The organism is Ruegeria sp. CF8 (genome assembly GCF_056537285.1).
On record NZ_JBQFRG010000002.1, the window covers coordinates 483,722 to 506,506 of the forward strand.

General features: G+C 56.5%; 21 protein-coding genes. 11 read left to right on the top strand and 10 right to left on the bottom strand.

The features are described 5' to 3' along the window. Positions 1–66 precede the first annotated feature (66 nt). Positions 67–2,100, bottom strand: a complete 2,034-nt coding sequence (locus ACR0EV_RS06780; RefSeq protein WP_480799390.1) for a 3-hydroxyacyl-CoA dehydrogenase NAD-binding domain-containing protein — start codon at positions 2,098–2,100, stop codon at positions 67–69. Between the two features lie 103 nt (positions 2,101–2,203). On the opposite strand from ACR0EV_RS06780, the gene paaG reads away from it, so the two are divergent. The 4 genes from paaG to ACR0EV_RS06800 are packed head-to-tail and all read left to right on the top strand — an operon-like array spanning position 2,204 to position 5,352. Then, positions 2,204–2,989 carry a 2-(1,2-epoxy-1,2-dihydrophenyl)acetyl-CoA isomerase PaaG gene (gene paaG / locus ACR0EV_RS06785; protein WP_480799391.1) on the top strand — a complete coding sequence of 262 codons (786 nt, stop codon included), beginning with the start codon at positions 2,204–2,206 and terminating at the stop codon, positions 2,987–2,989. Between the two features lie 2 nt (positions 2,990–2,991). Further along, entirely contained in the window at positions 2,992–3,417 is a 426-nt protein-coding gene (gene paaI / locus ACR0EV_RS06790; protein WP_480799392.1) for a hydroxyphenylacetyl-CoA thioesterase PaaI, read from the top strand. Positions 3,418–3,441: 24 nt separating this feature from the next. After that, positions 3,442–4,752, top strand: coding sequence for a phenylacetate--CoA ligase PaaK (paaK, locus tag ACR0EV_RS06795; RefSeq protein WP_480799393.1), 1,311 nt, complete (start codon positions 3,442–3,444; stop codon positions 4,750–4,752). Positions 4,753–4,755: 3 nt separating this feature from the next. After that, positions 4,756–5,352, top strand: coding sequence for a TetR/AcrR family transcriptional regulator (locus tag ACR0EV_RS06800; protein ID WP_480799394.1), 597 nt, complete (start codon positions 4,756–4,758; stop codon positions 5,350–5,352). Between the two features lie 56 nt (positions 5,353–5,408). Here ACR0EV_RS06800 and ACR0EV_RS06805 read toward each other — a convergent pair whose 3' ends face one another. The 7 genes from ACR0EV_RS06805 to ACR0EV_RS06835 all read right to left on the bottom strand — a co-directional run bounded on the left by ACR0EV_RS06805 (position 5,409) and on the right by ACR0EV_RS06835 (position 12,440). Next, entirely contained in the window at positions 5,409–6,464 is a 1,056-nt protein-coding gene (locus ACR0EV_RS06805; RefSeq protein WP_480799395.1) for an aldolase/citrate lyase family protein, read from the bottom strand. Positions 6,465–6,475: 11 nt separating this feature from the next. Beyond that, positions 6,476–7,276, bottom strand: coding sequence for a 2-oxo-hept-4-ene-1,7-dioate hydratase (gene hpaH, locus ACR0EV_RS06810; RefSeq protein WP_480799396.1), 801 nt, complete (start codon positions 7,274–7,276; stop codon positions 6,476–6,478). Further along, positions 7,273–8,127 (bottom strand): fumarylacetoacetate hydrolase family protein, encoded by an 855-nt coding sequence (locus tag ACR0EV_RS06815; RefSeq protein ID WP_480799397.1) that lies wholly within the window; start codon positions 8,125–8,127, stop codon positions 7,273–7,275. The genes hpaH and ACR0EV_RS06815 overlap by 4 nt, the downstream gene beginning before the upstream one ends. Beyond that, positions 8,124–9,521 (bottom strand): pyridoxal phosphate-dependent decarboxylase family protein, encoded by a 1,398-nt coding sequence (locus ACR0EV_RS06820; protein WP_480799398.1) that lies wholly within the window; start codon positions 9,519–9,521, stop codon positions 8,124–8,126. Before ACR0EV_RS06820 ends, ACR0EV_RS06815 begins: the two co-directional genes overlap by 4 nt. Before the next feature lie 111 nt (positions 9,522–9,632). Further along, positions 9,633–10,475, bottom strand: coding sequence for a 3,4-dihydroxyphenylacetate 2,3-dioxygenase (gene hpaD, locus ACR0EV_RS06825; RefSeq protein ID WP_480799399.1), 843 nt, complete (start codon positions 10,473–10,475; stop codon positions 9,633–9,635). A gap of 54 nt (positions 10,476–10,529) precedes the next feature. Continuing rightward, entirely contained in the window at positions 10,530–12,038 is a 1,509-nt protein-coding gene (hpaE, locus tag ACR0EV_RS06830; protein ID WP_480799400.1) for a 5-carboxymethyl-2-hydroxymuconate semialdehyde dehydrogenase, read from the bottom strand. 3 nt (positions 12,039–12,041) lie between these two features. Then, the gene (locus tag ACR0EV_RS06835; protein ID WP_475199798.1) at positions 12,042–12,440 is read right to left on the bottom strand and encodes a 5-carboxymethyl-2-hydroxymuconate Delta-isomerase; all 399 of its coding nucleotides are present in this window, start codon (positions 12,438–12,440) and stop codon (positions 12,042–12,044) included. A gap of 105 nt (positions 12,441–12,545) precedes the next feature. Between ACR0EV_RS06835 and hpaR the strand changes: the two genes are divergently transcribed. Next, positions 12,546–12,986 carry a homoprotocatechuate degradation operon regulator HpaR gene (hpaR, locus tag ACR0EV_RS06840; RefSeq protein WP_480799401.1) on the top strand — a complete coding sequence of 147 codons (441 nt, stop codon included), beginning with the start codon at positions 12,546–12,548 and terminating at the stop codon, positions 12,984–12,986. A 33-nt stretch (positions 12,987–13,019) separates the two neighbouring features. Here hpaR and ACR0EV_RS06845 read toward each other — a convergent pair whose 3' ends face one another. Together ACR0EV_RS06845 and ACR0EV_RS06850 are read right to left on the bottom strand one after the other, a co-directional pair. After that, positions 13,020–14,372: an aminotransferase class III-fold pyridoxal phosphate-dependent enzyme gene (locus tag ACR0EV_RS06845; protein ID WP_480799402.1), complete on the bottom strand. Its 1,353-nt coding sequence runs from the start codon at positions 14,370–14,372 to the stop codon at positions 13,020–13,022. Between the two features lie 34 nt (positions 14,373–14,406). Beyond that, the gene (locus tag ACR0EV_RS06850; RefSeq protein WP_480799403.1) at positions 14,407–15,186 is read right to left on the bottom strand and encodes an IclR family transcriptional regulator; all 780 of its coding nucleotides are present in this window, start codon (positions 15,184–15,186) and stop codon (positions 14,407–14,409) included. Between the two features lie 108 nt (positions 15,187–15,294). On the opposite strand from ACR0EV_RS06850, the gene ACR0EV_RS06855 reads away from it, so the two are divergent. The 6 genes from ACR0EV_RS06855 (at position 15,295) to ACR0EV_RS06880 (ending at position 22,785) form a co-directional block, all read left to right on the top strand. Further along, on the top strand, positions 15,295–16,224 hold the full coding sequence (locus tag ACR0EV_RS06855; protein WP_480799404.1) for a tripartite tricarboxylate transporter substrate binding protein: 930 nt from the start codon (positions 15,295–15,297) through the stop codon (positions 16,222–16,224). Positions 16,225–16,286: 62 nt separating this feature from the next. Continuing rightward, the gene (locus tag ACR0EV_RS06860) at positions 16,287–16,823 is read left to right on the top strand and encodes a tripartite tricarboxylate transporter TctB family protein (protein ID WP_480799405.1); all 537 of its coding nucleotides are present in this window, start codon (positions 16,287–16,289) and stop codon (positions 16,821–16,823) included. A gap of 7 nt (positions 16,824–16,830) precedes the next feature. Next, a complete protein-coding gene (locus tag ACR0EV_RS06865) occupies positions 16,831–18,351 on the top strand; it encodes a tripartite tricarboxylate transporter permease (RefSeq protein WP_480799406.1) in 1,521 nt (506 codons plus the stop codon). A 6-nt stretch (positions 18,352–18,357) separates the two neighbouring features. Continuing rightward, positions 18,358–19,842, top strand: a complete 1,485-nt coding sequence (locus ACR0EV_RS06870) for an aldehyde dehydrogenase family protein (protein WP_480799407.1) — start codon at positions 18,358–18,360, stop codon at positions 19,840–19,842. A 25-nt stretch (positions 19,843–19,867) separates the two neighbouring features. After that, on the top strand, positions 19,868–21,112 hold the full coding sequence (locus tag ACR0EV_RS06875) for a Tm-1-like ATP-binding domain-containing protein (RefSeq protein ID WP_480799408.1): 1,245 nt from the start codon (positions 19,868–19,870) through the stop codon (positions 21,110–21,112). A gap of 176 nt (positions 21,113–21,288) precedes the next feature. Next, complete coding sequence (locus ACR0EV_RS06880; RefSeq protein WP_480799409.1) at positions 21,289–22,785, top strand: trimethylamine methyltransferase family protein; 1,497 nt, start codon at positions 21,289–21,291, stop codon at positions 22,783–22,785.

A 22,785-nucleotide genomic window follows, 5' to 3' on the forward strand; every position in this document is an offset into this window, starting at 1 on the left:
CTGTCTCCTCCCAGTGAAACATGAGTCAAGAATGCGTTAATGGTCGCTTTTGTAACCATCAACATGTTAATGGTTCCCTGCATGGTCCGCGATACGCCACGACCCAGGGTTTTCGTTTGCAACTGTCAGCATCATTGCGTGAGATACGTCGATACCGATCTCGTTGCTGTAGTGCATTGGACCTCCACGCCAACGCGGGAAACCGTATCCATAGATTTGTACCATATCGACAGCGTCCGCGTTTTCCGCGATGCCTTCCTGGATGATCAGGGCACCTTCGTTAGCCAGAACCGCCAGAATACGGGATGAAATATCCTGTTTTGTAAAAGTCCGGCGGGTGATGCCCTGTTCAGCCGAGTAATCTTCGATCAACGCCTCAACCTCAGGGTCTCGTATTGGAGTACGATCACCCTCCGAGTATAGGTACCAGCCCTTACCGGCTCGTTGACCAAATCGTTCCAGCTCACATAGTTTATCGGCGATGGACACATAGCGCTCGCTGGGATCACGGGTTGCTTTGTTTCGCTTTCGGTTGGCCCAGGCAATTTGAAGACCCGTCAGGTCCTGCAATTCGTAAGGCCCCATGGGCATCCCAAACGCACGCATCGCCGCGTCCACCTGATAAGGCAGCGCTCCATCGGCCAGTAAATAGTCAGCCTCGCGCCGATAGGCAGCCAACATGCGGTTTCCAATAAAACCATCACAAATTCCGGACAGCACCGAGACCTTCTTCAGCTTCTTACCCATCGCAAGTCCCGTGGCGATTACGTCTGCGGATGTCTGCGGCATGTGCACTATTTCCAGCAGCTTCATGACATGAGCCGGGCTAAAGAAATGCAAGCCTATGCAGCGGGTCTGATTTTCGACACCCGCAAAGATGTCTGCCGGGTCTAGATAGGATGTATTTGTGGCCAGGATAGCGTTGGGATGCATGTGCTTGGCCAACTCAGAAAAAACCGCCTGCTTGACGGCCAGATCTTCGAACACAGCCTCGATGGCCAACTCTGAATCAGCAGCGGCGACATAGCTGTCGGCGGTCTGAAATCTGGACAGGCACTCCCGCAACTGCGCTTCGGACATTTTACCCCGTTTGACGGCTCCGTTCATCAGGGATTCGACCCGCTCTTGTGCGGCAAACGCAGACTCGGCGTTTTGTTCGATCAGAGCAACCGACAACCCATTGCTCAACGCAGCCGTGGCAATGCCAGCGCCCATCAGCCCCCCGCCCACAACGGCAATTCGGGAAATGTCGCGTGCGTTAGCCCCCTTGATCAAAGAAGGCTTGGATACGGAGCGTTCGGCAAAAAAAGCATGGCGCAGCGCCCGACTTTCCGCGCTTTTGCGCAGAGCCAGGTGGCGGGCACGTTCTTTCGGCTGCGCCTCGGCGAATGGTTCAGTAGACCAGCCGAGTGCAGTTAGATTTTCCAGCGGAGATTGCTGCCCTTTCGCGCGTTTCTTCAACGCCTGTCGGTTTGTCTCAAACAGATCGGGCGAGAACTCGGGTGCAGAGCGCTGGCTAACAGCTATTGGGCGTTCCGGCAGCTTGGAAACGAACTCCAAAACGGCGGCTTTGGGGTCGTCGGCGATCAGATCTACGCCTCCGAGTTTCGCCAATTCGCCTGCTTTCAGAATCTTCCCGGAACACGCCATGTCGATTGCAGCCTGCATCCCCACAAGACGCGGCAAACGTTGGGTGCCCCCTGCCCCGGGGATTAACCCCACATTGACCTCGGGCAAACCAAAACCAGTGTTCGACGCAGCGATCCGCCATGCGCAACCCATGGCAATTTCGAACCCACCGCCCAGCGCATTACCATGCATACAGGCGACAAACGGCACTTTGCTGTCTTCGATCTTCTGAACAATATCCGGTAAATGCGGCTCGACTGGCGGCGCATCAAACTCGGACATATCACCACCTGCGATGAAGGTCTTGCCTGCGCAGCACAGAACCGCCACGCGCGCGCCTTGAACCGCATCAACCGCGTCGGACAGCCCCCGCCGCACTGCGGTAGAGGTCGCGTTCACTGGCGGGTTGTTGACCGTGACCCATGCCACGTCACCCTTGAATTCAACGCTCACCAGCGACGACTGCAACATCGACAACCCTTTTGATCGGCACAGATTCGGTACAGGTTTATATATTGACCAACCGTTCGGTTAATGCAATGATTAAGTTGAAATGAGGCCGAAAGAGACAGTCATGAGCGATACGATACTTGCACAAGACCACGGGAACTGGGTCGAAATTACCCTGAACCGCCCAGACAAGTTGAACGCGTTCAATGAAGACATGCACGCGGCCCTGCAAGGCGCGTTGAAAACCGCACGCGACAACGGCGCCCGCGCGATATTGCTGACCGGCGCGGGGCGCGGATTCTGTGCCGGTCAAGACCTGGGCGACCGCGATCCAACCAAAATGGATGGCCCTCCGGATCTGAGCAAAACGGTACGAACGTTTTACGCGCCTCTGGTCCGGTTGATCCGGTCCTTGGAGTTCCCGGTCATCTGTGCCGTAAACGGAGTCGCCGCAGGCGCAGGTGCAAATCTTGCATTGGCCTGTGACATGGTTGTGGCTGGGGAAAGTGCCAAATTCATACAGAGCTTTTCAAAGGTCGGCCTGATACCGGATACGGGTGGCAGTTGGCACTTGCCACGCCTTTTGGGTGAGGCACGCGCCAAGGGGTTGGCTCTGACCGCTCAACCTCTTTCAGCCAAACAGGCAGAAGACTGGGGACTGATCTGGAAAGCACTGCCCGACGATCAACTGATGAACGAGGCGCGCGCGCTTGCCGCGCAATTGGCCAACGGCCCCACACTCGGGCTGGGCCTGACAAAACAATGCATTCAATCTGCGGCCACAACTTCACTATCAGATCAGCTTGAAATTGAAGCTGACGCAATGAAAACCTGCGGGGAAAGCGCGGATTATGCCGAAGGCGTATCCAGTTTCCTTGAAAAACGCGCGCCAAACTTTCAGGGGCGGTGACGATGACACCAAAGGAACGCGCCGAAAAATCCGCCGCTGCAATGTGGGCAAATGACGAGGCAAGCAAATGGTTCGGCATGGAGCTTGTTGAGATTGACGAAGGCCACGCCGTTCTGACCCTGACGGTCGCCAGCCATCACTGCAACGGGCATGGCACATGCCATGGCGGCGTCACCCATGCACTGGCCGACAGCGCCTTCGCCTTTGCCTGCAATAGCCGAAACAAGGCGACCGTCGCACAACACACAATGATCAGCTTCCTCGCACCCGGAAACAAAGGCGACCGTCTGACCGCCACTGCGACAGAGGTCACTTCGTCCGGTCGAAACGGAATCTACGACGTTCACGTCACCAACCAAGACAACACTTTGATCGCTGAGTTTCGCGGCATGTCCCGCGCTGTTGGCGGTCAGAATTTTCAAGAATAGCTTCGCGACTGGAGGAGTGACGCGATGGAAGACCTTTCCCCAAACAAAGCGGATCTGGACCCGATCGAGATCGCCTCGATCGATGAAATTCGCGCCACGCAACTTGAACGGCTCAAGTGGTCCGTACGCCACGCATACGACAACGTTGCGATGTACAAACAGCGGTTTGACGAAGTCGGTGTGCATCCCGACGATCTGCAGCAATTGTCCGACCTTTCGAAGTTTCCGTTCACATACAAAAACGATTTGCGCGACAATTACCCGTTTGGCTTGTTCGCAGTTCCGCGCAGCGAGATCATTCGTCTTCACGCGTCCTCCGGTACGACAGGCAAACCGACCGTAGTGGGTTACACAAAGAATGACATCGACAACTGGGCGGATTTAGGCGCGCGTTCATTACGTGCTTCGGGACTGCGCAAAGGCGACATGGTCCACAATGCTTATGGTTATGGGCTGTTTACTGGCGGGCTGGGTGCGCACTATGGGATTGAACGCCTTGGCGCGACCGTCGTTCCCATGTCAGGAGGGCAAACCGAGAAGCAGGTCAACCTGATCAACGATTTCAGACCGGACGGGATCATGGTGACGCCGTCCTATATGCTCAATATCCTTGAGCAGTTCCACAAGGCCGGTCTCGACCCCCGAGAAAGCTCGTTGAAGGTTGGGGTGTTTGGTGCTGAACCCTGGACTGATGCGATGCGGGCCGAGGTCGAGGCCGCGTTTGATATGCATGCAGTCGATATATATGGCCTGTCCGAGATCATGGGTCCCGGGGTAGCCAATGAATGCGTTGAAACCAAAGACGGCCCGGTGATCTGGGAAGATCATTTCCTGCCGGAAATCATTGACCCCGTGTCCGGTGTGGTTTTGCCCGACGGCGAAACCGGCGAATTGGTGTTCACAACCCTGACCAAGGAAGGGCTGCCGATGATCCGCTATCGCACGCGAGATCTGACCTGCCTGCTGCCGGGAACAGCACGGTCCATGCGCCGAATGGCTAAGATCACAGGTCGCAGCGACGACATGATGATCCTGCGTGGCGTCAATGTCTTCCCTAGCCAGATTGAAGAACAGGTCATGGCGACAGGGGGTCTTGCCCCGTATTATCAGATTGAACTGTACAAGTCGGGCCGCATGGACGCGATGCGGGTCTTTGTTGAATCCTCACCGGATTCCACCGATGAGCTCTCCAAAACTGCGGCGGCCCGCATGCTGACCAAGCGGATCAAGGACGTCGTTGGCGTTTCAACAGAAATTGTTGTAGGTGACCCCGGCGACGTCGAGCGCTCTCAGGGCAAGGCGAAGCGTGTCGTCGACAATCGCGATAAGGAATAAGACGTGGCCCGGACAATCGCCAAAGACCACGACCAAAAGCGGGAACAAATCCTGAAAATGGCGGCCAAAGTGTTTGCCGATCAGGGGTTTGATCGCGCGTCGATGACTTTGCTGGCCAAAGAGTGCGGGATCTCGAAGGCCAACATCTATCACTATTACGACAGCAAGGATGCCATCCTGTATGACATTCTTGAAACTTATTTGCGTGAACTGCGGGATCGGATCTGTAACGTGGATCTGGACGGCCTGAGCCCTGAGCAGAAACTGCGAAAAGCGGTACGTGAAATCCTTTTTGCGTATCAAGGCGCGGATGACGAGCACCGGGTGCAAATCAGCGGCATGAGCGCTCTGACAGATGAACAGCAAAAGCTTTTGCGCAACTATCAACGGGATTTGGTGAATTTTGTGCGCGACATTCTGTCGGAACTGTCACCCCAATCGTTTGAAGATGACAAGGACAAGCTGCGCGGTGCAACAATGTCGGTCTTCGGGATGCTGAACTGGTATTACATGTGGAACACCGGCGCAGGCCCCAAAGCCCGCGAGGACTATGCTGATCTGGTCAGTACGCTGACGGTCCACGGTGTACAAGAGCTTTAAGCCTTTTACCGTTTGCTTCCAAGCACGACCCTTTCAAATCAAGCCCCCCAGAATCGTCAGGGTCTCCATTCGATGCTAAATTCCTCACGGAAAGCAAAGCGGATCAAATGCGTCTCGATCACCTGTTGCCAACGACGCAGATTGCCACGCGGGCCGGTTGTGGCGGTCACCGTCAGAGTGGCTGCATCTGCTGTCAGTGCCACCCGATCTCCGTCAGGAAAAGACACGCTGCCTTGAGTTGCATTAAATGAGACATCGGCCTTATGCGACCAATGTTTGCAGAGTTGCTGGAGGTACTTTGAAGCCGCGTCTGTTTGTGCGATGCCTGTTGCGGTCTGATCGGGAAGCAGGCTTAAACCAGCCAAAGCAGCGGACCGAATTGCTTTGGCAAACAGGGTCACGTCGATGTTAGTAGCGACAAAAGTTGCGCCAAGATTCAGACACTTACGCTGAAGATCCGGGTCCAGCGTCAAAATCCCGGCGGCCTTGCCCGCCGTCACGATGCGACGGATTGCATCCAGCACTGCCTCAACCACCTCAGGGTGGTTCGCATCTCCCAAATGGTCCATATCAGCGGCCAGATCAGCTGGACCAATAAAAACCCCATCCACATCTGTTGCCAGAATATCGTCCAGTGCCGCCATACCTTTCTTGTTTTCTACCTGCACAAGCAGGCAAATCTGTTCGTCGGCGGTTTTCAAATAATCCGGGATCGCAGCAAAACGTGATGCTCGCGCCAACGATGAACCCACACCGCGAATACCATGCGGCGGGTACTGAACGGAGCGCACCAGTTCGCGCGCCTGTTCGCCACTTTCGACCATTGGCACCAGAATGTTTTGCACTCCTGCGTCAAGATATTGCTTGATCATCCAGCTCTCACCAATCGGCAGACGTGCAACGGGCGCGCTGCCCGATCCCTCGATTACCCTCACCTGCTCGAGGATCGACCGAAGATCGTTGGGTGCATGCTCTCCGTCAACAAGCAGCCAATCGAATTGCGCAGTCGCTGCAATCTCGGTCGTATAGGTGTTTGCCATGCCAACCCAGCACCCAATCTGAGGGTTACCCGCCTTCAGCGCGGCCTTGAACAAATTACGTGGCGCAGGCATTGGTTTTCCTTTCAGGCGAAATTGATATCAACCGAACCAAATGGCCCAAAGTCCGCGTGAACTTTGGTTCCCGACGGGCATTCGACCGGTCGGATGAAGCTGCCGGACAAAATGACGTGTCCGGGCTCTATGTTTTGTCCGTATTGCGCCATGCGACGCGCCAACCAGACCACACTTTCGACAGGATCATTCAACACACCGGCACCCAGACCGGTTTCTTCGATCTCGTCATTGCGGAAAGTGAGCGCACCAACCCAGCGCAGGTCAAAGTTATCAACCGCGTGGCGCTCGGCACCCAAAACGATTCCCGCATTGGCGGCATTGTCGCTGATTGTGTCAAAGACTGTACGGGTCTTGCCGGTCTCGGAATCCACTCTTTGAATGCGGGTGTCCAGAATTTCTAGTGCAGGGGCGACGCAGCCAGTTGCGGCGATGATATCCTCGCGAGATACGTTTTCGCCGCCAATGGCTGATTTCATAACAAAGGCGATCTCGGCCTCGATCCGGGGCTGAATAAAACGCCCTGCCGGAACGGTGGCGCCATTGTCAAACGCCATATCGTCAAACAGAATTCCACTGTCGGGAATGTCGATGTTCAAGGCGTATTGCATCGCCTTCGAAGTCAACCCAATCTTCCACCCGATCACCTTGCGACCTTCGGCCAATTTCTGGCGATAGATGGCATTCTGAATCGCATAAGCGTCTTCCATCCCCATCTCAGGGTGGCGCAAGCTGAGCAGGCCGATCTGTTCGCGCCCGCGTTCCGCCTGCAACAGATCGTCCGCGGCGCGGGCGTGATCTTCGGGCGTCATACCTGTTCGTCCTCGACCGAGTTGCGCAGGGTTCCGATTCCTTCGACGGACACCTCGACAACATCTCCGGGCACCAGGTACTTCGGCGGGTCGAACCGTGCCCCTGCGCCAGTTGGTGTACCTGTGACGATGATGTCGCCCGGCTGAAGCGTCATGAAGGTCGAGATGTACTCAATCTCGCGCCGGATCGGGAACATCATGCGGTTCAGTGTGTCGTCCTGCCGAAGCTCACCGTTCACGCGGGTCTGGATGCGGGCATCATCCAGTTGGGCCGCGTCAGCAAACGGCACCAGCCATGGGCCAATGGCCCCCGAGTTATCCCAGTTCTTGCCCTGCGTGACATTGAACTTTGCGTGCCGTACCCAGTCGCGAATGGTGCCTTCATTGCACAAGGTCAGCGCGGCAATGTAATTATATGCATCGTCCTGTGAAATGCGCCGACCAGCCTTGCCAATCACGATGGCCACTTCGCCTTCATAATCCAGAGTGTGGTTTTCCGGTGGCCGGATCAGCGGGCGGTCATGGCCGGTGAACCCACTGGCAAAGCGCGGGAAAAGCGACATGTACTTGGGCTGCGCGCTGCCGTCCTTGTATTCGGCATTCCTGTCTGGGAAGTTCACGCCGACACACAGGATACGGCGCGCATCCGGCATCACCATGTCATAGGTGAAGTCGGTATGGGTGACAGCTTTGCCCTCGGCCGCTTTTGCAAGTTGATCGAACGCCCCGGCGGCAATTACCTCGTAAAGACTGTGATGATCCGGGAATGCCTTGTTCAATGCAATGGCACCTTCATCGGTGATTGCCCCGAAATGCCGCTCTTGACCCACTGAGAAAGTTGCAAACTTCATTCAAGTGTCTCCCACACGTCCCGGATCACGTCGACTGCCATCAGAACGTCATCCCGGGTTGTATCGAACTGTCCAACCTGAAAGCGGATGATCTTGCGGCCGTCGAACATGCCTTGGGTGAGATAAATCCGCCCATCATCGTTCAACGCGTCGACCAACCGCTGCTGCATTGCGTCGTCTCCCGGGCATCGAAATGAAAACAGGCTCAGGATCGGGCCGGTGGTGATCTCGAACCCGTCCATTGCTCCGATCTGATCGGCGAGTTCCTGCGCCCACGTCACGTGATTGCGGATGCGCGCGCGCAGTCCTTCCAATCCGTATGAGCGCAACAGAAACCAGATCTTCAATGCCCTGAACCTACGCCCCAGTGGGATCGTCCACTCCGAGTAGTTCGTCACCTCTGCTCCGGTTGTCTTGAGGTATTCCGGTTCGATCTTCAGTGTGTTGAGCTGCGGCGAGGCGTCCCGAAGGAACTGGATGGCGCAGTCGAACTGAGCCCCCATCCATTTGTGCGGGTTGAAGACAATGCTGTCATAGCGGTCGGCACCCTGCCAAAGGGCTTCGCGAAATTCAGGGCAGATCATGGCCGATCCGGCCCAGGCTGCGTCGAGATGGGTGTAAAGGTCGTGTTTTTGCGCGATATCCGCCACAGCCGTTAAGTCATCGCATGCCCCAACGCCCGTGCCGCCCGTGATGGCAATGATACCAGCGGGGACATGCCCGGCGGCCAGATCGCGTTGAATAGCGGCCTCAAGCGCAGAGGCATCAATTGAAAAGCTGGTCCCCTGTGTGGGCAGCTTGATCAGATTGTCCTGTCCAATCCCCGCGACCCAGCAGGCCCTGTCGATGGACGAATGTACCTGTTCCGAACAATAGATCCGCAGCGCGCCCTTGGCATTCAAACCTTCGCGGTTGCCGGTAAAGCCCGTGGCCCGTTCCCGCATGGTCAAAACAGCCGACAATGTGGCCGAAGAAGCGCTGTCCTGAATAACCCCGGTCATTCCTTCGGGCAGTCCTAGGGCCTGCCGCAACCAGTCGACCATGACACCTTCGACCTCCGTCGCGGCGGGCGAAGTTTGCCACAACATGCATTGCGCAGCAATTGTTGTCACCAGCATCTCGGCCAGCATCGACGGGGGCGCAGCATTAGCCGGAAAATAGGCAAAGAAGCGTGGGTGCTGCCAATGGGTTATGCCCGGCATCACGATCCGTTCGAAATCGGCTATGATGGCATCCATCGGCTCGCCCGCTTCGGGTGGGGTTGCCAAAAGTTGGGCTGCGATTTCCCCCGGTGCGGTCTGTGCGCGCACAGGGCGTTCCGCAAGTGTCTTATGGTAATCGGCCGCCCATTTTGAAATGTGCTGGCCCCAATGCGAAAACGTGTCCCAATCCATGCGTTAACCTTTTGTTGTCGCAGAAAACTCAACCCGCTCGACCCTGCGAGATACGCAGTCATAACAAACCGATGTGTTTCGATCTTTTGAAGCAATCCCTGATGCCTGATGTCAGACCGAAAAGCTGACATTTGCCTGGCCTGTGCCAGAGCTGCCAAAATATGGGGTGTAGATATCAATCTTACCCTTGTAGCTGCCCCAGCCCAGCGCTCCGAACAGCAGGGCGGTGTCGTTCATGGCGCACTCTCCGGTGCATTTCTTGGCATAGTCGGGCAACATTTCAAGGAACTCTTCAAACCGGCCCTCTTCCCAAAGTTCCAGCACGCGCATGTCCATCTGTCGGTTGAATTCACCATTCACCGCATTCAACCCCTCGACCGAGCGTTCGTTTGGTGTGAAATCATGGCTAAGAGACCCTGATGCCAGAACAGACACGTTGCGGTCAGAACGCCGGATGCCTTCGGCAATGGCCTCACCCCAAACCCGGTTTTCCGTAATCGACGAGAACTGATTGACGGCCACGGGCAAGACCCGTGCATTCACCCCTTCGTTGATGAAATGCATTGGCAGCAGAGTGCCGTATTCCATACCCATATCCGGGTGCGAATGGCCCAGCGCGCGCTCTCCACGCTCGCGCAGAACGTCAAGAATGGTCTCCCCAAGTTCATGATCGCCGCGATAATCGAACTCCATGTCCGCCAGCATATGCGGCAGTTCATGGCTTATGAATCGACCTTTGTGGTGTTCTTTCGTGTTCAGGTGAAATCCCTGATTTGTGATCCAATGGGTGTCGAACACAATGAACGTCTCGACATCGCGGTCTATCGCGTCCTGACGCAGGCGGGCATACCCATCAATGGCAGATTGCCGGATACCTTTGTATTTCGGCATCGTATGGGACATCCAGATGCTGGGCACATGTGTGATCTTTGCAGCCTGTACAATCTTTCCCATGGCGGTTCCTCCTGATGCGTGCTGGTGGCCCCGTTTCGGGATCACCTGAGGGGTTTACTTCCCCAATTGCATGATCTTGTGCTGACCGGTGGCAAAACCGATATGCTTTTGTTCCATGTAGAACTCAAAGCTCCAATCCCCGCCGTCCCGTCCAATGCCGGACGCTTTGACCCCGCCAAAAGGCGTAGGCAGGTGACGCACGTTTTCCGAGTTGACCCAGATCATCCCAGCCTCCAGCTTGTCTGTAAAGCGCAAGGCACGGGTCAGGTCATTGGTCCAGACATAACCCGTCAAACCATAGGGCGTGTCGTTGGCAATCTGAAGCGCCTCCTCCTCGGTCGCAAAGGGGATCGAGGTCAGTACAGGGCCAAAGATCTCCTCGCGTGCGATGCGCATCTGGTTGGTGGCATCGGTGAACAAGGTCGGACGGATAAAGTAGCCTTCATCGCCCACCTTGACCCCACCGGCAGCAACGGTTGCACCGTCCTGTTTGGCGATGTCGAAGTAGCTGGTGACTTTGTTGTAATGTTCTTCTGTTACAAGCGGGCCAATCTCGGTGGCCGGATCCAACGGGTGGCCCACCTTGATGTTGTTCACACGCTCGACCAGCTTTGCCTCAAACTCTTCCTTGATCGTATCCTGCACCAGCAAACGCGAGGACGAGGTACAGCGCTCGCCGTTGATCGAATAGATCATGAAAATCACCGCATCCAGCGCACGATCCAGATCGGCGTCATCGAACACGATCACAGGGTTTTTTCCACCCAGTTCCAGATGGTTGCGCTTATGCGTGTCCGCGCCCTGCTTGACGATAAGGCTGCCAGTGCGGCTTTCGCCGACAAAAGCAATCGCCTTGATCAGCTTATGTTCGCACAAGGCTTTGCCTGCATCGGGGCCAAACCCATTGACCGTGTTCAGCACGCCTTTGGGCAGCCCGGCCTCTTCGGCGATTTCCACCAGCAGGCGGGCCGTCAGTGGAGAGTCTTCAGCGGGCTTATGAACCACCGTGCAGCCCGCAGCCAGAGCAGGGGCGATTTTCCAGGTCGACAGCATGAACGGTGTGTTCCATGGGGTAATCACGCCAACTGGTCCAATTGGAACGCGCGTGGTCACGTTCATCAGCGTCGGGGATTTCAGATGTTGCCCGTCGCGCGCCTGAACCACCTGATCTGCAAAATACCGAAAATTCTCTGCCCCGCGCAACGCGGCCTTGGACATAAAGCGCAGCGTCTGGCCCGTGTCCCAGCATTCACACAGCGCGATTTCCTCGGCCCGGGCTTCGATAGCATCTGCAACGCGCAACAAGATGCGGCGGCGTTCGGTGGCAGACATGTCGCGCCATTCAGCAAACGCGGAATGGGCGGCCTTGGCCGCCGCGTCAATATCAGCTGCGGTGCCATGAGCAACATCGCAGATCACAGATTTGTCGACTGGCGAAGTGGATTGGAACACTCCCGCAGACCCGTCCCGATCCTCACCGGCAATACGATTGCGGATGCCGGTTTCTCTGAATCGAGCCAGAAAGCCTGTCAGTTTTTCGATGTTCGTATCCAGCGCACTCATGTTTCAGGTCTCCTGCGTGGTCGCGGCCAGATGGTCGCGGATCGTGCCGGTTTTGGGCGAAAGGTTGGGGTCGATGTCGCGCATCTCAAGCGACAGAGCGATGGAGTGTTGCGAAAGGGCGGACGCCAGATAGGCTTTGACCGCGTCAAATATACGCCGCGTCGCGTCCTGCTTGACGTCTTCCGACCGCCCTGCACGCAGGCGGATCGAGATATCAACAAATCCATGCGCCGGATTTCCATCCGCAATGGCATAGTGGTCCACACGCGTTGCGCGCACGCGAATGCCAGGCATCGGAAAGGTGTCGATCTCGGCAGCTGTTGCCCTTATGCATTCGCACAGGCCACCCATGTCGATCTTGTCTTCCAGGTTTCCGGAATATTCGACGTGGAAATGCGGCATGATTCCTCCCTCATTACTTAACATGTTTAGTATTTAATGTGTCCCACGTCAAGAGATTGCTTTGTTAATCTTTGCAATTTCCGAACCACCGCTCTAGAAGGCCGCATGACCACTCAAAGCCACACCAAAAGCACCGCCCGGTCCCTTCCTATCGCGCTGCTGCGTGCCCGTGAAACCGTCATGGCCCCGATCCGGGACATGCTGCAAGGCATCCAGATAACCGAACAGAAATGGCGCATCCTGCGCGTGCTGGATGAACTGGGCGAAGTGGAACAAAGCACCATTGCGCACGAGGCTTGTCTGCTGCTTCCAAGCGTGACCCGCATCGTGCGCACAATGGAGGCTGATGGCCAGATCACTCGTCGCCAGGACAGTGACGACAAGCGCCGCACCATGGTCACGATCACGGATGCAGGCCGGTCCATCCTTAAGGAAAACCTGGCCGCGTCACTTGCGATCTCCAGCAATATCGAGGCTCAGATGGGTCGTGAAAAGCTGGACCAATTGCTGGATCTTCTTGAAGAACTACAGGCCGTTAAAGTTTGACCTCGCCTTGGGTAGACGAGGCCGATTGAACGCTCAAAGAGTCGATAGACCCGTATCCAACGCTGACAGGATCTTGGTCACATCATCTGACGTGATAATCAGCGGGGGCGACAGAATGATGTTGTTGCCGGAAACGCGCACCATTACGCCATCTTCATAAGCCGCTTTCTGAACCTGCAACGGCAGGTGTTTGGCAATTGGGGCTTTGGTCGCCCGATCAGAAACCAGTTCGAGCGCACACATCAAACCCTCGCCACCGCGCACGTCGCCGATCACGTCATGCTTTTCGGCCAGCTTCTGCAACCCGGCAAATAATTCATCCCCGCGCGCCGCTGCATTTTCCCAAACCCGCAGCCTGTTGATCTCGGACAAAGCAGCCAGCGCCGCCGCTGCCCCAACCGGATGGCCGGAATAGGTGTACCCCTGATCGACCGATGCAAGACCCGTGGTGTCCTTTTCAAAGACTTCAGCGACAGCGCCCGAAATCATTGCCGCGCCAAACGGAAAGTACCCGTTGGTGATCGCTTTTGCTGTTGTCATGATGTCGGGCTGAACACCCCAATGCCGTGCACCACTTTCGCTGCCGGTGCGGCCAAATGCGGTAATGATCTCGTCAGAGATCAAAAGAATACCGTGTTTGGAACACACCTCGCGCACCATGGTCATAAAGCTTTTGTGCGGAGGGATCACTCCCCCTGCCCCCAGAACCGGCTCCATGATAAATGCCGCAACCGTGTTTGCCCCCTGAAACGCGATCTCAGCCTCCAACGCGTTGACGCAAAGTTGCGCCAGACGCTCGGGGTCCGTCTCGTCAAACGGGTTGCGATAGGTCCAGGGTGCGGGCACGTGGAAACAACCCGGCATCATCGGCTCATAGACCGCGCGAAACTTTTGATTGCCGTTGACGGATGCAGCCGCGAAATGGGTGCCGTGATAGCCCTGCTTGAGGCTGATGAACTTGGTGCGACCGGCATCGCCCCTCACCTTGTGATATTGCCGTGCAAGCTTCAGCGCAATTTCGACAGAGTCCGATCCGCCCGACGTAAAGAACGCGCGGGTCAAACCGTCAGGTGCGAAAAACTGCGCCAGCTCATAAGACAGTTCAATGGCTTTGTCATTGCTGGTTCCGCGAAAGGTCGAGTAATAAGGCAACGCGTTCAGCTGATCGGCAATGGCCTGTTTCACCGGTTCGCAGGAATAGCCCAGATTGACGTTCCACAGCCCCCCCACGGCATCCAGCGCTTTGTGACCATCAACATCGATAATGCTGACACCTTCACCGCCGTTCAAAATGGTCGGCGGGTTCTTTTGACTGTCGGCAGGATGTGCCATCGGGTGCCAGAAATAACGGGCGTTGTTTTCCTTCAGAAAGTTCGAGTCTTTCATGGTGCGGGCCTCCGGAAGTATCGTTCACCCTCGGTCAAGGGTGGAATTCAGTGGGAAAAGTGTCGGGTAACTGACCGCCAAAATCGGCGGTCAGGTCCGTCGAAAGAGTGTGCAATGCAGACAGAATGGATGGCAGGCGGTCGTCGGTGGCGCGGCCTTCTGGCAAAGCAATTGCAATGGTCCCCAGAGCGACTTGATCAATACCAAAAATCGGCGCGGCGTACCCAAAGACGCCCTCTTCATAGCTGCCGTTGCTGTTGGCCCAGCCTGAGGCGCTGATCCGCGCAACCCGTTCTTTGATGATTTCAGGATCAATGAGCGTGGCGTCCGTGAAGCGCGCCTGCTCTTTGTGATCCAAATCTTCCATCAAACTGGGTGGGCCAAAACTGAGCATACAAAGACCCGAGGCCGTTGCATTGATCGGCAGGATCTCACTGGGGTCAAGGCTGACGCGCACGCTGTGCCGCGTTGTTTCAACCACCAATGCGGTTTGCAGCCCAGTCTTTTCCAATAGCGACAAATGCAGGCTTTCGCCAACGCTTTGCATCGCCATTTGCATTTTCTGGCGCGCACTTTCGATGCCTGGCCGCGCGATTTCACGCAGCGCTGCCAGGCGCAAGGCCGCCGGTCCGATAGCATAAGACTTGGTCATAGGATTCTGTTCGATCAGACCGTATTCCTCAAGCGCACGCAGGTGGCGCAGCGCGGTTGCCTTATTCAATCCGGACAGTCGCGCAAAGTGACTCAGCCCGATTTCCGGTCGCGCGCTTGAAAAGTAATCCAGCATTTTTAAGGCGTTAAGGGCTGTGCCCATGTGTTTCGCTTCCTCTTACTCAGGGAATACTTGACAGAACTAACTTAACAAAGCAACATTATTATTGTTAACGCGGATCAAATAATGAACCACGTATGGGAGGAGTCAATGAAGAAATTTCTTACAGCTGCGGCTTTAGTGGCATCAGCTACCGCTGCACTGGCCGAGTACCCCGAAAAGCCGGTCAGCTTTGTGGTGCCGTGGCCTCCGGGCGATCTGGAAGATGTTCTGACGCGGATGATCGCCGATGAATTTCAGGCCATGTACGGCGTACCAGCCGCCGTCGTGAACAAACCCGGCGGTGGCGGTGGTCCGTTCCCCGGTGCCGTTGAGGTGGCAACCGCCCCCGCAGATGGCTACACCATCGGGTCTTTTGTCATTGGCGTGCCGGTCATTGGTCCCGAAATCGGCATCCCCGAGCTCAACCCCAACCCGTTTGATCCCATCGGGATCTTCCTGACATATCCCTTCGTGATCGCAGCCAGCAAGGACGCGCCTTTCTCAAGCTGGGAAGAGCTGGCGGAACACGGCAAGGAAAACGACGTCGCACTTGGCCATTTCGGTTCCGTTTTGCCACCAACCCAGGTGACCTTTGCTGCAGCCGTAAACAGCGGGTTCGACTTTGCCAGCGAAGCCGCATTTGATGCGCTGGACTGCAACACTCTGGCGTCGGGCGATGTCGACGTAATCAACACCACCCTTCAGCTTATCCTGCCCTGTCTGGATCAGGTGAACGTCCTTGCCAGCATCGGCGGCGAGCGGATTTCGCTGGTACCCGATACACCAACAGTCGTGGAACTGAACCCTGATCTGCCTTTGGCCCTGTGGAACGGGTTGTTTGTCCATAAGGACACCCCAGCAGACGCCCGTGAAAAGATTTCGGCGGCGGCTCAAAAGGCGCTGAGCTCTGACAAGGCCAAACAATTGGCCGAGGAAACCGGTGCTCTGATTTACTGGCAGGATCCGGATGCCTCCAACGCTCAGATCGAGCAGGACAAAGCCTCGTTCGCCAAGATCGAAGAGATCCTGGGCGAATAAACCGGAACGGGCCCGGCACGTTTTACACTGCCGGGCCTCTTTCCATCCAACAGGAGGCCACGATGATTGCAAAGACTTTGCAAGACATGTTCCGGCGCTATCGGCGCCCCGGTGACATCGTTTTTGCCACGATGTTCTTCGTGTTCTCACTGTTCCTTCTCAGCCAGCTTGGTAGCGAAACTCAGGTCGTCAAACGAACAAAGTGGTTCGCCCAGCCTGCTTTGTGGCCGACCATTGCGATCTGGGGTATGGTTGTGTTCAGCGGCCTGCATTTGCTGAGCTCATTCCTGTCACCACGTATTCCCGGCCGTTTGCGAGAGATCACGTTTTGGCTGAAATCGCTCGAATACGTTGTCTATTTCCTGATCTACGTTGTTGCGGTTCCATGGCTTGGGTACTTGCCCTCGACCATGCTGTTTGCAGCCCTTTTAACTGTCCGTCTGGGGTTTCGCTTGCCCGGGGCCTTTTGCATCGCCCTTGTCTTTGGCGCGGTGGTCGCAATCGTCTTTCGGGCGCTGCTGCAAGTGAACATCCCCGCTGGTCGCGTTTATGAATACCTGCCCGACGGGCTGCGCGCCTTTGCGCTGACCTATCTATGAGGTCGCAATGGACAATTTGATTTCCGGATTTGCAATTCTGGCCCAGTGGCAAGTCATGGTGGCGCTGATCATAGGTTCCGTCGGGGGCGTTATCATTGGCGCCTTGCCCGGCGTGGGCGCGGCCGTGGCCATCGCGATCCTGCTGCCTGCTACATTTGCTTTCGAACCTATCGTGGGTTTGACCCTTCTTCTGGGCATCTACGGGTCATCCATGTATGGCGGCGCAATCCCGGCCATTCTAATTAACACCCCAGGCACGGCCGTGAATGCCCTGACCACCTATGATGGCTATCCCATGACCAAACGCGGCGAGGGTCATCGGGCTTTGTCGCTGGCCTATTCAGCCTCGTTCTTTGGTGGTATTTTTTCGATCCTCTGTCTGATCGTTCTTTCGCCCGTTCTGGCCTGGGTCGCCCCGCATTTCGGCAGTCGCGAGATTTTTCTGGCCGCTTTCATGGGTATTTTACTCGTGATCCTGGCCCATCGCGGGCAGACTTTTTCCGCCGCCATGCTGGCGTTTTTTGGGATTTTTCTGAACACGGTGGGGCTGGAGCCTGTCAAATACACGCGGCGTTTCACCTTCGAGCAAACCTGGCTGTCATCGGGCGTCGATCTGATCGTTGTTGTATTGGGCCTGTTTGCCATCAGCCAAGCGCTGCTTTTGCTGGTCGATAAGGAACACGCCCCCGGCGAAGCCCATGTTCGCGGCAATATTTTTGCCGGCCTGAAAGAGCTTCTGGGCCTGAAGCGCATCGCCACCGTGTCGTCATCATTGGGCGTTCTCATGGGCATGGTGCCGGGCACCGGCGAATTCACGTCTCAGTTCCTGTCTTACACCTACGCTCAGAAGAGCTCGAAAGATCCCGATGCTTTTGGCAAAGGGTCGCCCGAAGGTTTGGTGGCATCTGAGGCCGCAAACAATGCCGTCCCAGGGGCTGCAATGATCCCGCTTCTGGCGCTGGGTATTCCAGGTGAGGCTCTGACCGCGATGATGCTGTCGGTTTTCTACGTCCACAACGTGATCCCCGGCCCGCAACTGTTTGCGGAACAGATGGATTTTGTCATGGCGCTGTATATGGCGTTGATCCTACTGAACGTGGTCGTTCTGATCTTTTTGCTGTTTTCGACCAATCTGTTGTTGAAACTCATTCAGATCCCAACTCGCTTTCTGGGCATTATGATCCTGACCCTTTCTTTTGTGGGCGTATACAGCCTGCGAAACTCGATCACCGATTGCGCGATTGCGGCCGGGTTCGGTGTTTTCGGCCTGATCCTGAAACGCCTGAACCTGCCGATCGTGCCCATCATTTTAGGTATGGTTCTGGGTGGCATCATGGAGGTCAAACTGCGCAGCGCCATGGCCCGGGTGAAATCACCGCTTGATTTCATCGACCGGCCCATCGCGGCAATCCTTTTTGTAATGATCCTGGGGATCATACTGTTGCACATCCGCTCTCTGATCCAGGAACACAAAGACCGCGTCAAACCGCAACCGGTTCTCGACGAAGACACGACACAGCAAGGATAACGCCTCATGGATCAGTCCTCGATTGACGCGCTGCGCACAAAGGAAGTTGCACCGCTCGGACATTTCATAAACGGCCGCTTTCAGCAAAGCGAAACCGGTGCTCAGCATCAGGTTCATTCCCCGATCAACGGCCAGCCTCTGGCGTTGATTGCCGAGGGCAGTGCCGCAGATGTTGACGCCGCCGTACGAGCGGCGCGGGTGTCGTTTGAAGATGGGCGGTGGTCACGAATGGCCCCCGCGGGACGTAAGAAAGTTCTGCTGAAGCTTGCTGATCTGATCGAAGCCCAAGCGCTGGAGATTGCTGTTCTGGGCGTTCGCGACAACGGGACCGAGATTAATATGGCCTATAAGGCCGAGGCGCTCTCGGCTGCGGCAACGTTCCGGTATTATGCCGAAGCCATCGACAAGCTCTACGGTCAGATCGCCCCCACGGGCGACGACGTTCTGGGTCTGATACATCACGCACCCGTTGGCGTTGTCGGCGCGATTGTGCCATGGAACTTCCCTCTAATGATCGGCAGTTGGAAAATTGCCCCGGCGCTGGCGGCTGGCAACTCCGTGGTCCTGAAACCAGCGGAAAGTGCCTCGCTCAGCCTGTTGAAAATCTCCGAACTGGCAGCTGAGGCCGGGGTGCCAGACGGAGTGTTCAACGTCGTGACGGGGCGCGGTTCGGTTGTGGGTGAGGCGCTGGCGCTGTCGATGGATGTCGACATCCTTGTCTTCACCGGGTCCGGCGCGACAGGACGACGTCTATTGGAATACTCCGCACGCTCCAACCTAAAGCGTTGTTATTTGGAACTGGGGGGCAAATCGCCGAACATCGTCTTTGCCGATGCCCCGGACCTTGCCGAAGCGGCCAAGGTTTCAGCCGCTGGTATATTCCGCAACTCGGGTCAGGTCTGCGTTGCCGGATCGCGCCTGTTGGTACAGGAAGAAGTCTACGAGGATTTTCTGTCTGAGATCACCCGCCACGCCTCAGCCTTTCGCGTTGGCGATCCGTTGGACCTGAATAGCCAGATCGGCGCGGTGCACAGCCTGTCCGAGTTGGAGTCCAATCTGGATTTCGTGAACACAGCCGAAGCGGAAGGCGCTGAGCGCCGCACAGGTGGAGCCCGTATTCTGACCGAGACCGGTGGTTATTACATGGCACCGACCGTCATGGCCGGGGTGAAAGATACCGACACCCTGTTCCAAAACGAAGTCTTCGGCCCGGTTCTGGCCGTTACACCCTTCAAGGACGAAGAAGACGCGATCCGTTTGGCCAATGCGACCGTTTACGGGTTGGCGGGCGGGGTCTGGACGTCGAACCTTGGCCGCGCACATCGCATGGTCGCAGGCATTCGTGCCGGGGTTGTCCACGTGAACACCTATGGCGGCGCAGACCTGACCGTTCCCCTTGGTGGCGTTCGTCAGTCGGGCAATGGGCATGACAAGTCGCTGCATGCGATGGAAAAGTACTTCGATCTCAAAACCGCTTGGATCAAACTATAATCGCCGGCAGGCAAGAGAGGCACAAATGACTAATAAAACCATCCTGTTGATCGGCACCTATGACACCAAAGAGCCTGAAATGCGGTTCATCGAAGACGCCATACAAGCGCAAGGTGCCAATGTGCTGACAATGGATGTGTCTGTTCTGGGCGATCCCTCTGCGCCAACTGACATCTCAAAGCATGACGTGGCCGCAGCTGGTGGCATGACAATTGATGAGGTCATTGCCCAAGGAGATGAAAACAAAGCCTTCCGCATCATGTCTGCCGGGGCCGCCAAAGTGGTTGCGCGGGCCTATGCCGACGGACGGTTTGACGGGATGCTGGCCACCGGCGGCACAATGGGCACCGATCTTGCGCTGGATTGTGCACAAGCGCTGCCGATGGGCGTGCCGAAATATATTGTCTCAACCGTCAGCTTCTCACCGCTTATCCCGCCACACCGGCTGGCCCCCGATATTCAGATGATCCTTTGGGCTGGCGGCCTCTACGGCATGAATTCAATCTGTCAGTCCTCGCTCAGTCAGGCGGCCGGGGCCGTGGTCGGAGCGACAAAGGCCGCCACCGCACCGGACCGTAGCAAGCCGCTGGTTGGCATGACCAGCCTGGGATCATCCTGCCTTCAGTACATGAAAACCCTCAAACCAGCACTGGAAGAGCGTGGGTTCGAAGTGGCCGTGTTCCATTCCACAGGGATGGGCGGCATGGCCTACGAAAAACTAGCCAGCGAAGGCGCGTTCGCCTGCGTAATGGATTTCTGCATGCAGGAATTTGGAAACCTCATGGCAGGCTCGGTCGTTTCCAGCGGTGCGGACCGTGTTACCAATGCCGGGCGCGTGGGTATCCCGCAGATGGTCGCCCCTGGCGCGTTGGACTTGCTGGATTTTGCGGGATGGCAGGACATCCCCGAACACTATGCCGACCGGCCCTTCCACGAACACAACCGGCTGATCAAAAGTTCGGTCTTCAACGGAGCCGAACGGCGCGCCTGGATTCGGGAACTTGCCAATCGATTGGGTGCAGCAAAAGGACCAACGCATTTCTTTCTGCCCCTGCAAGGCATCGAGGCATGGGACAAGGAAGGCGAAGAGGCGCATGACCCACAAGCACTGGCCGAAATGATCGACGAAGCTCGCCGAGTGATGCCCGATCAGGTTCCAATGACCGAACTGGACGCCCATATCAACGATACTGCGTTCTGCGACGCCGTTCTTACACTTTTCGACGATTGGGTCGAACGTGGTGTGGTTACGTCAACACCGCAATCTTGACTTTTCACGGGGCGGTATCGCCCTCGTTGAACCATGACTACTACGGCGCAAGGATTCGTAGGTTGCGCCATGTCGTTGAATGAATTTCTTTCACAAAAATCAGCCAATAATGGAATTGAGCTAAAACTACACCCTACCTAAGATGCGCGGGAAAATACTTCATCAAGGACGCGCTCATGCGGCGAACACGATCAAGACGGGCACCCAGTTCCGCAACGCCACAGATGACTTTACCACCCATTGGCGGTCGATTTAGGCCGCTGGATAACGGCAAACTGGCGCATATTACCGATACAGCCTTCGACATCTTGGAAAAAATTGGTGTGTCCGGAGCACCTGATGACATCCGCGCACTGACACTGGAGAATGGCGCTACGGAACGGGCTGATGGCCGCATCACCTTTTCACGCACGTTGGTCGAGGACATAATCGCAGGCGCGTGTAAACGCGTAGAACTGCCCGGTTTCATTCGGGATCGTGGGATCGAGGTTGGCGGTGGTCGCGTCCACATCGGTACCGGTGGTGCAGCGGTGCAAGTACTGGACGCCGCCACAAATACGTTCCGCGACAGCACGTTACAAGACTTGTACAGCCTGATGCGCATCGTGGATGCCTGCGACAGCATTCACTATTCCCTGCGTCCCGTTGTGGCGCGGGATCTGGAAGACCCGCTGACGCTGGATATCAACACGGCATTTGCCGCGATGAAGGCGACCGCGAAACCCATTGGCACAAGCTTTTTTGAGCCCGCCAATGTGACCCCCGTGGTTGAAATGTTCGACGCAGCTTTGGGCGGCGACGGCGCGTTTAAAACGCAACCCTTCTGTTTCGCATCCGTTTGTCACGTGGTGCCACCGCTGACGCTGGCCGAAGAGGCCTGCGGGGTGATGCGCGAATGTGTCCGATTAGGTATGCCATTGCAGATCTGCTCAGCGGCACAGGCGGGGGCAACAAGCCCGGCCGCGCTGGCTGGCGCTTTGGCACAGGGATTGGCGGAATCGCTGGCTGGTCTGGTTCTGGTCAACATGATGCAGCCCGGCTTTCCATGTATTCTGGCGTTCCTGCCGTTCATTTCCGACCTGCGCACCGGCGCTATGACCGGCGGTTCAGGCGAGGCTGCTGTGGCCAATGCTGCCGCGGCGCAACTGCTTTTGAACCTTGGCCTGCCCTCGACCGTTTCGGCGGGCATGACCGATGCCAAGACGGCGGACGCGCAGTCGGGTTATGAAAAAGGCTATACTATCGCGCTGGCCGCACAGGGCGGCGCTGACATGATAAACTTGTCCGTGGGTATGCTGGGCTCGATCATGGCAGCGAGCAAAGAAGCTCTGGTGATCGACAATGACATGTGCGGTGCCATCCTGCGTTCAGTGCGCGGCGTCGAAATGTTCGAAGGCTCGATTGATCTGGACATGATCGAACAGGTCGTGACCGGCGAGGGGCATTTCCTGGGCACCGCTCAGACCCTGGATCTGATGACCAAGGAATACGTCTATCCGTCTCTGGGCGACCGCCAGAGCGTCAATGACTGGCTTGAAAGCGGTGCGCAAACCGTCTGGGACAAAGCCATAGCTCGCGTTGCCGAGATCGAAGCGCAACCTGCACCTTCGCACCTGCCGGCCGATATCGAGGCTGCCCTGCGCGCTCGTCTGCCCATCCATCTGAAAGATTAA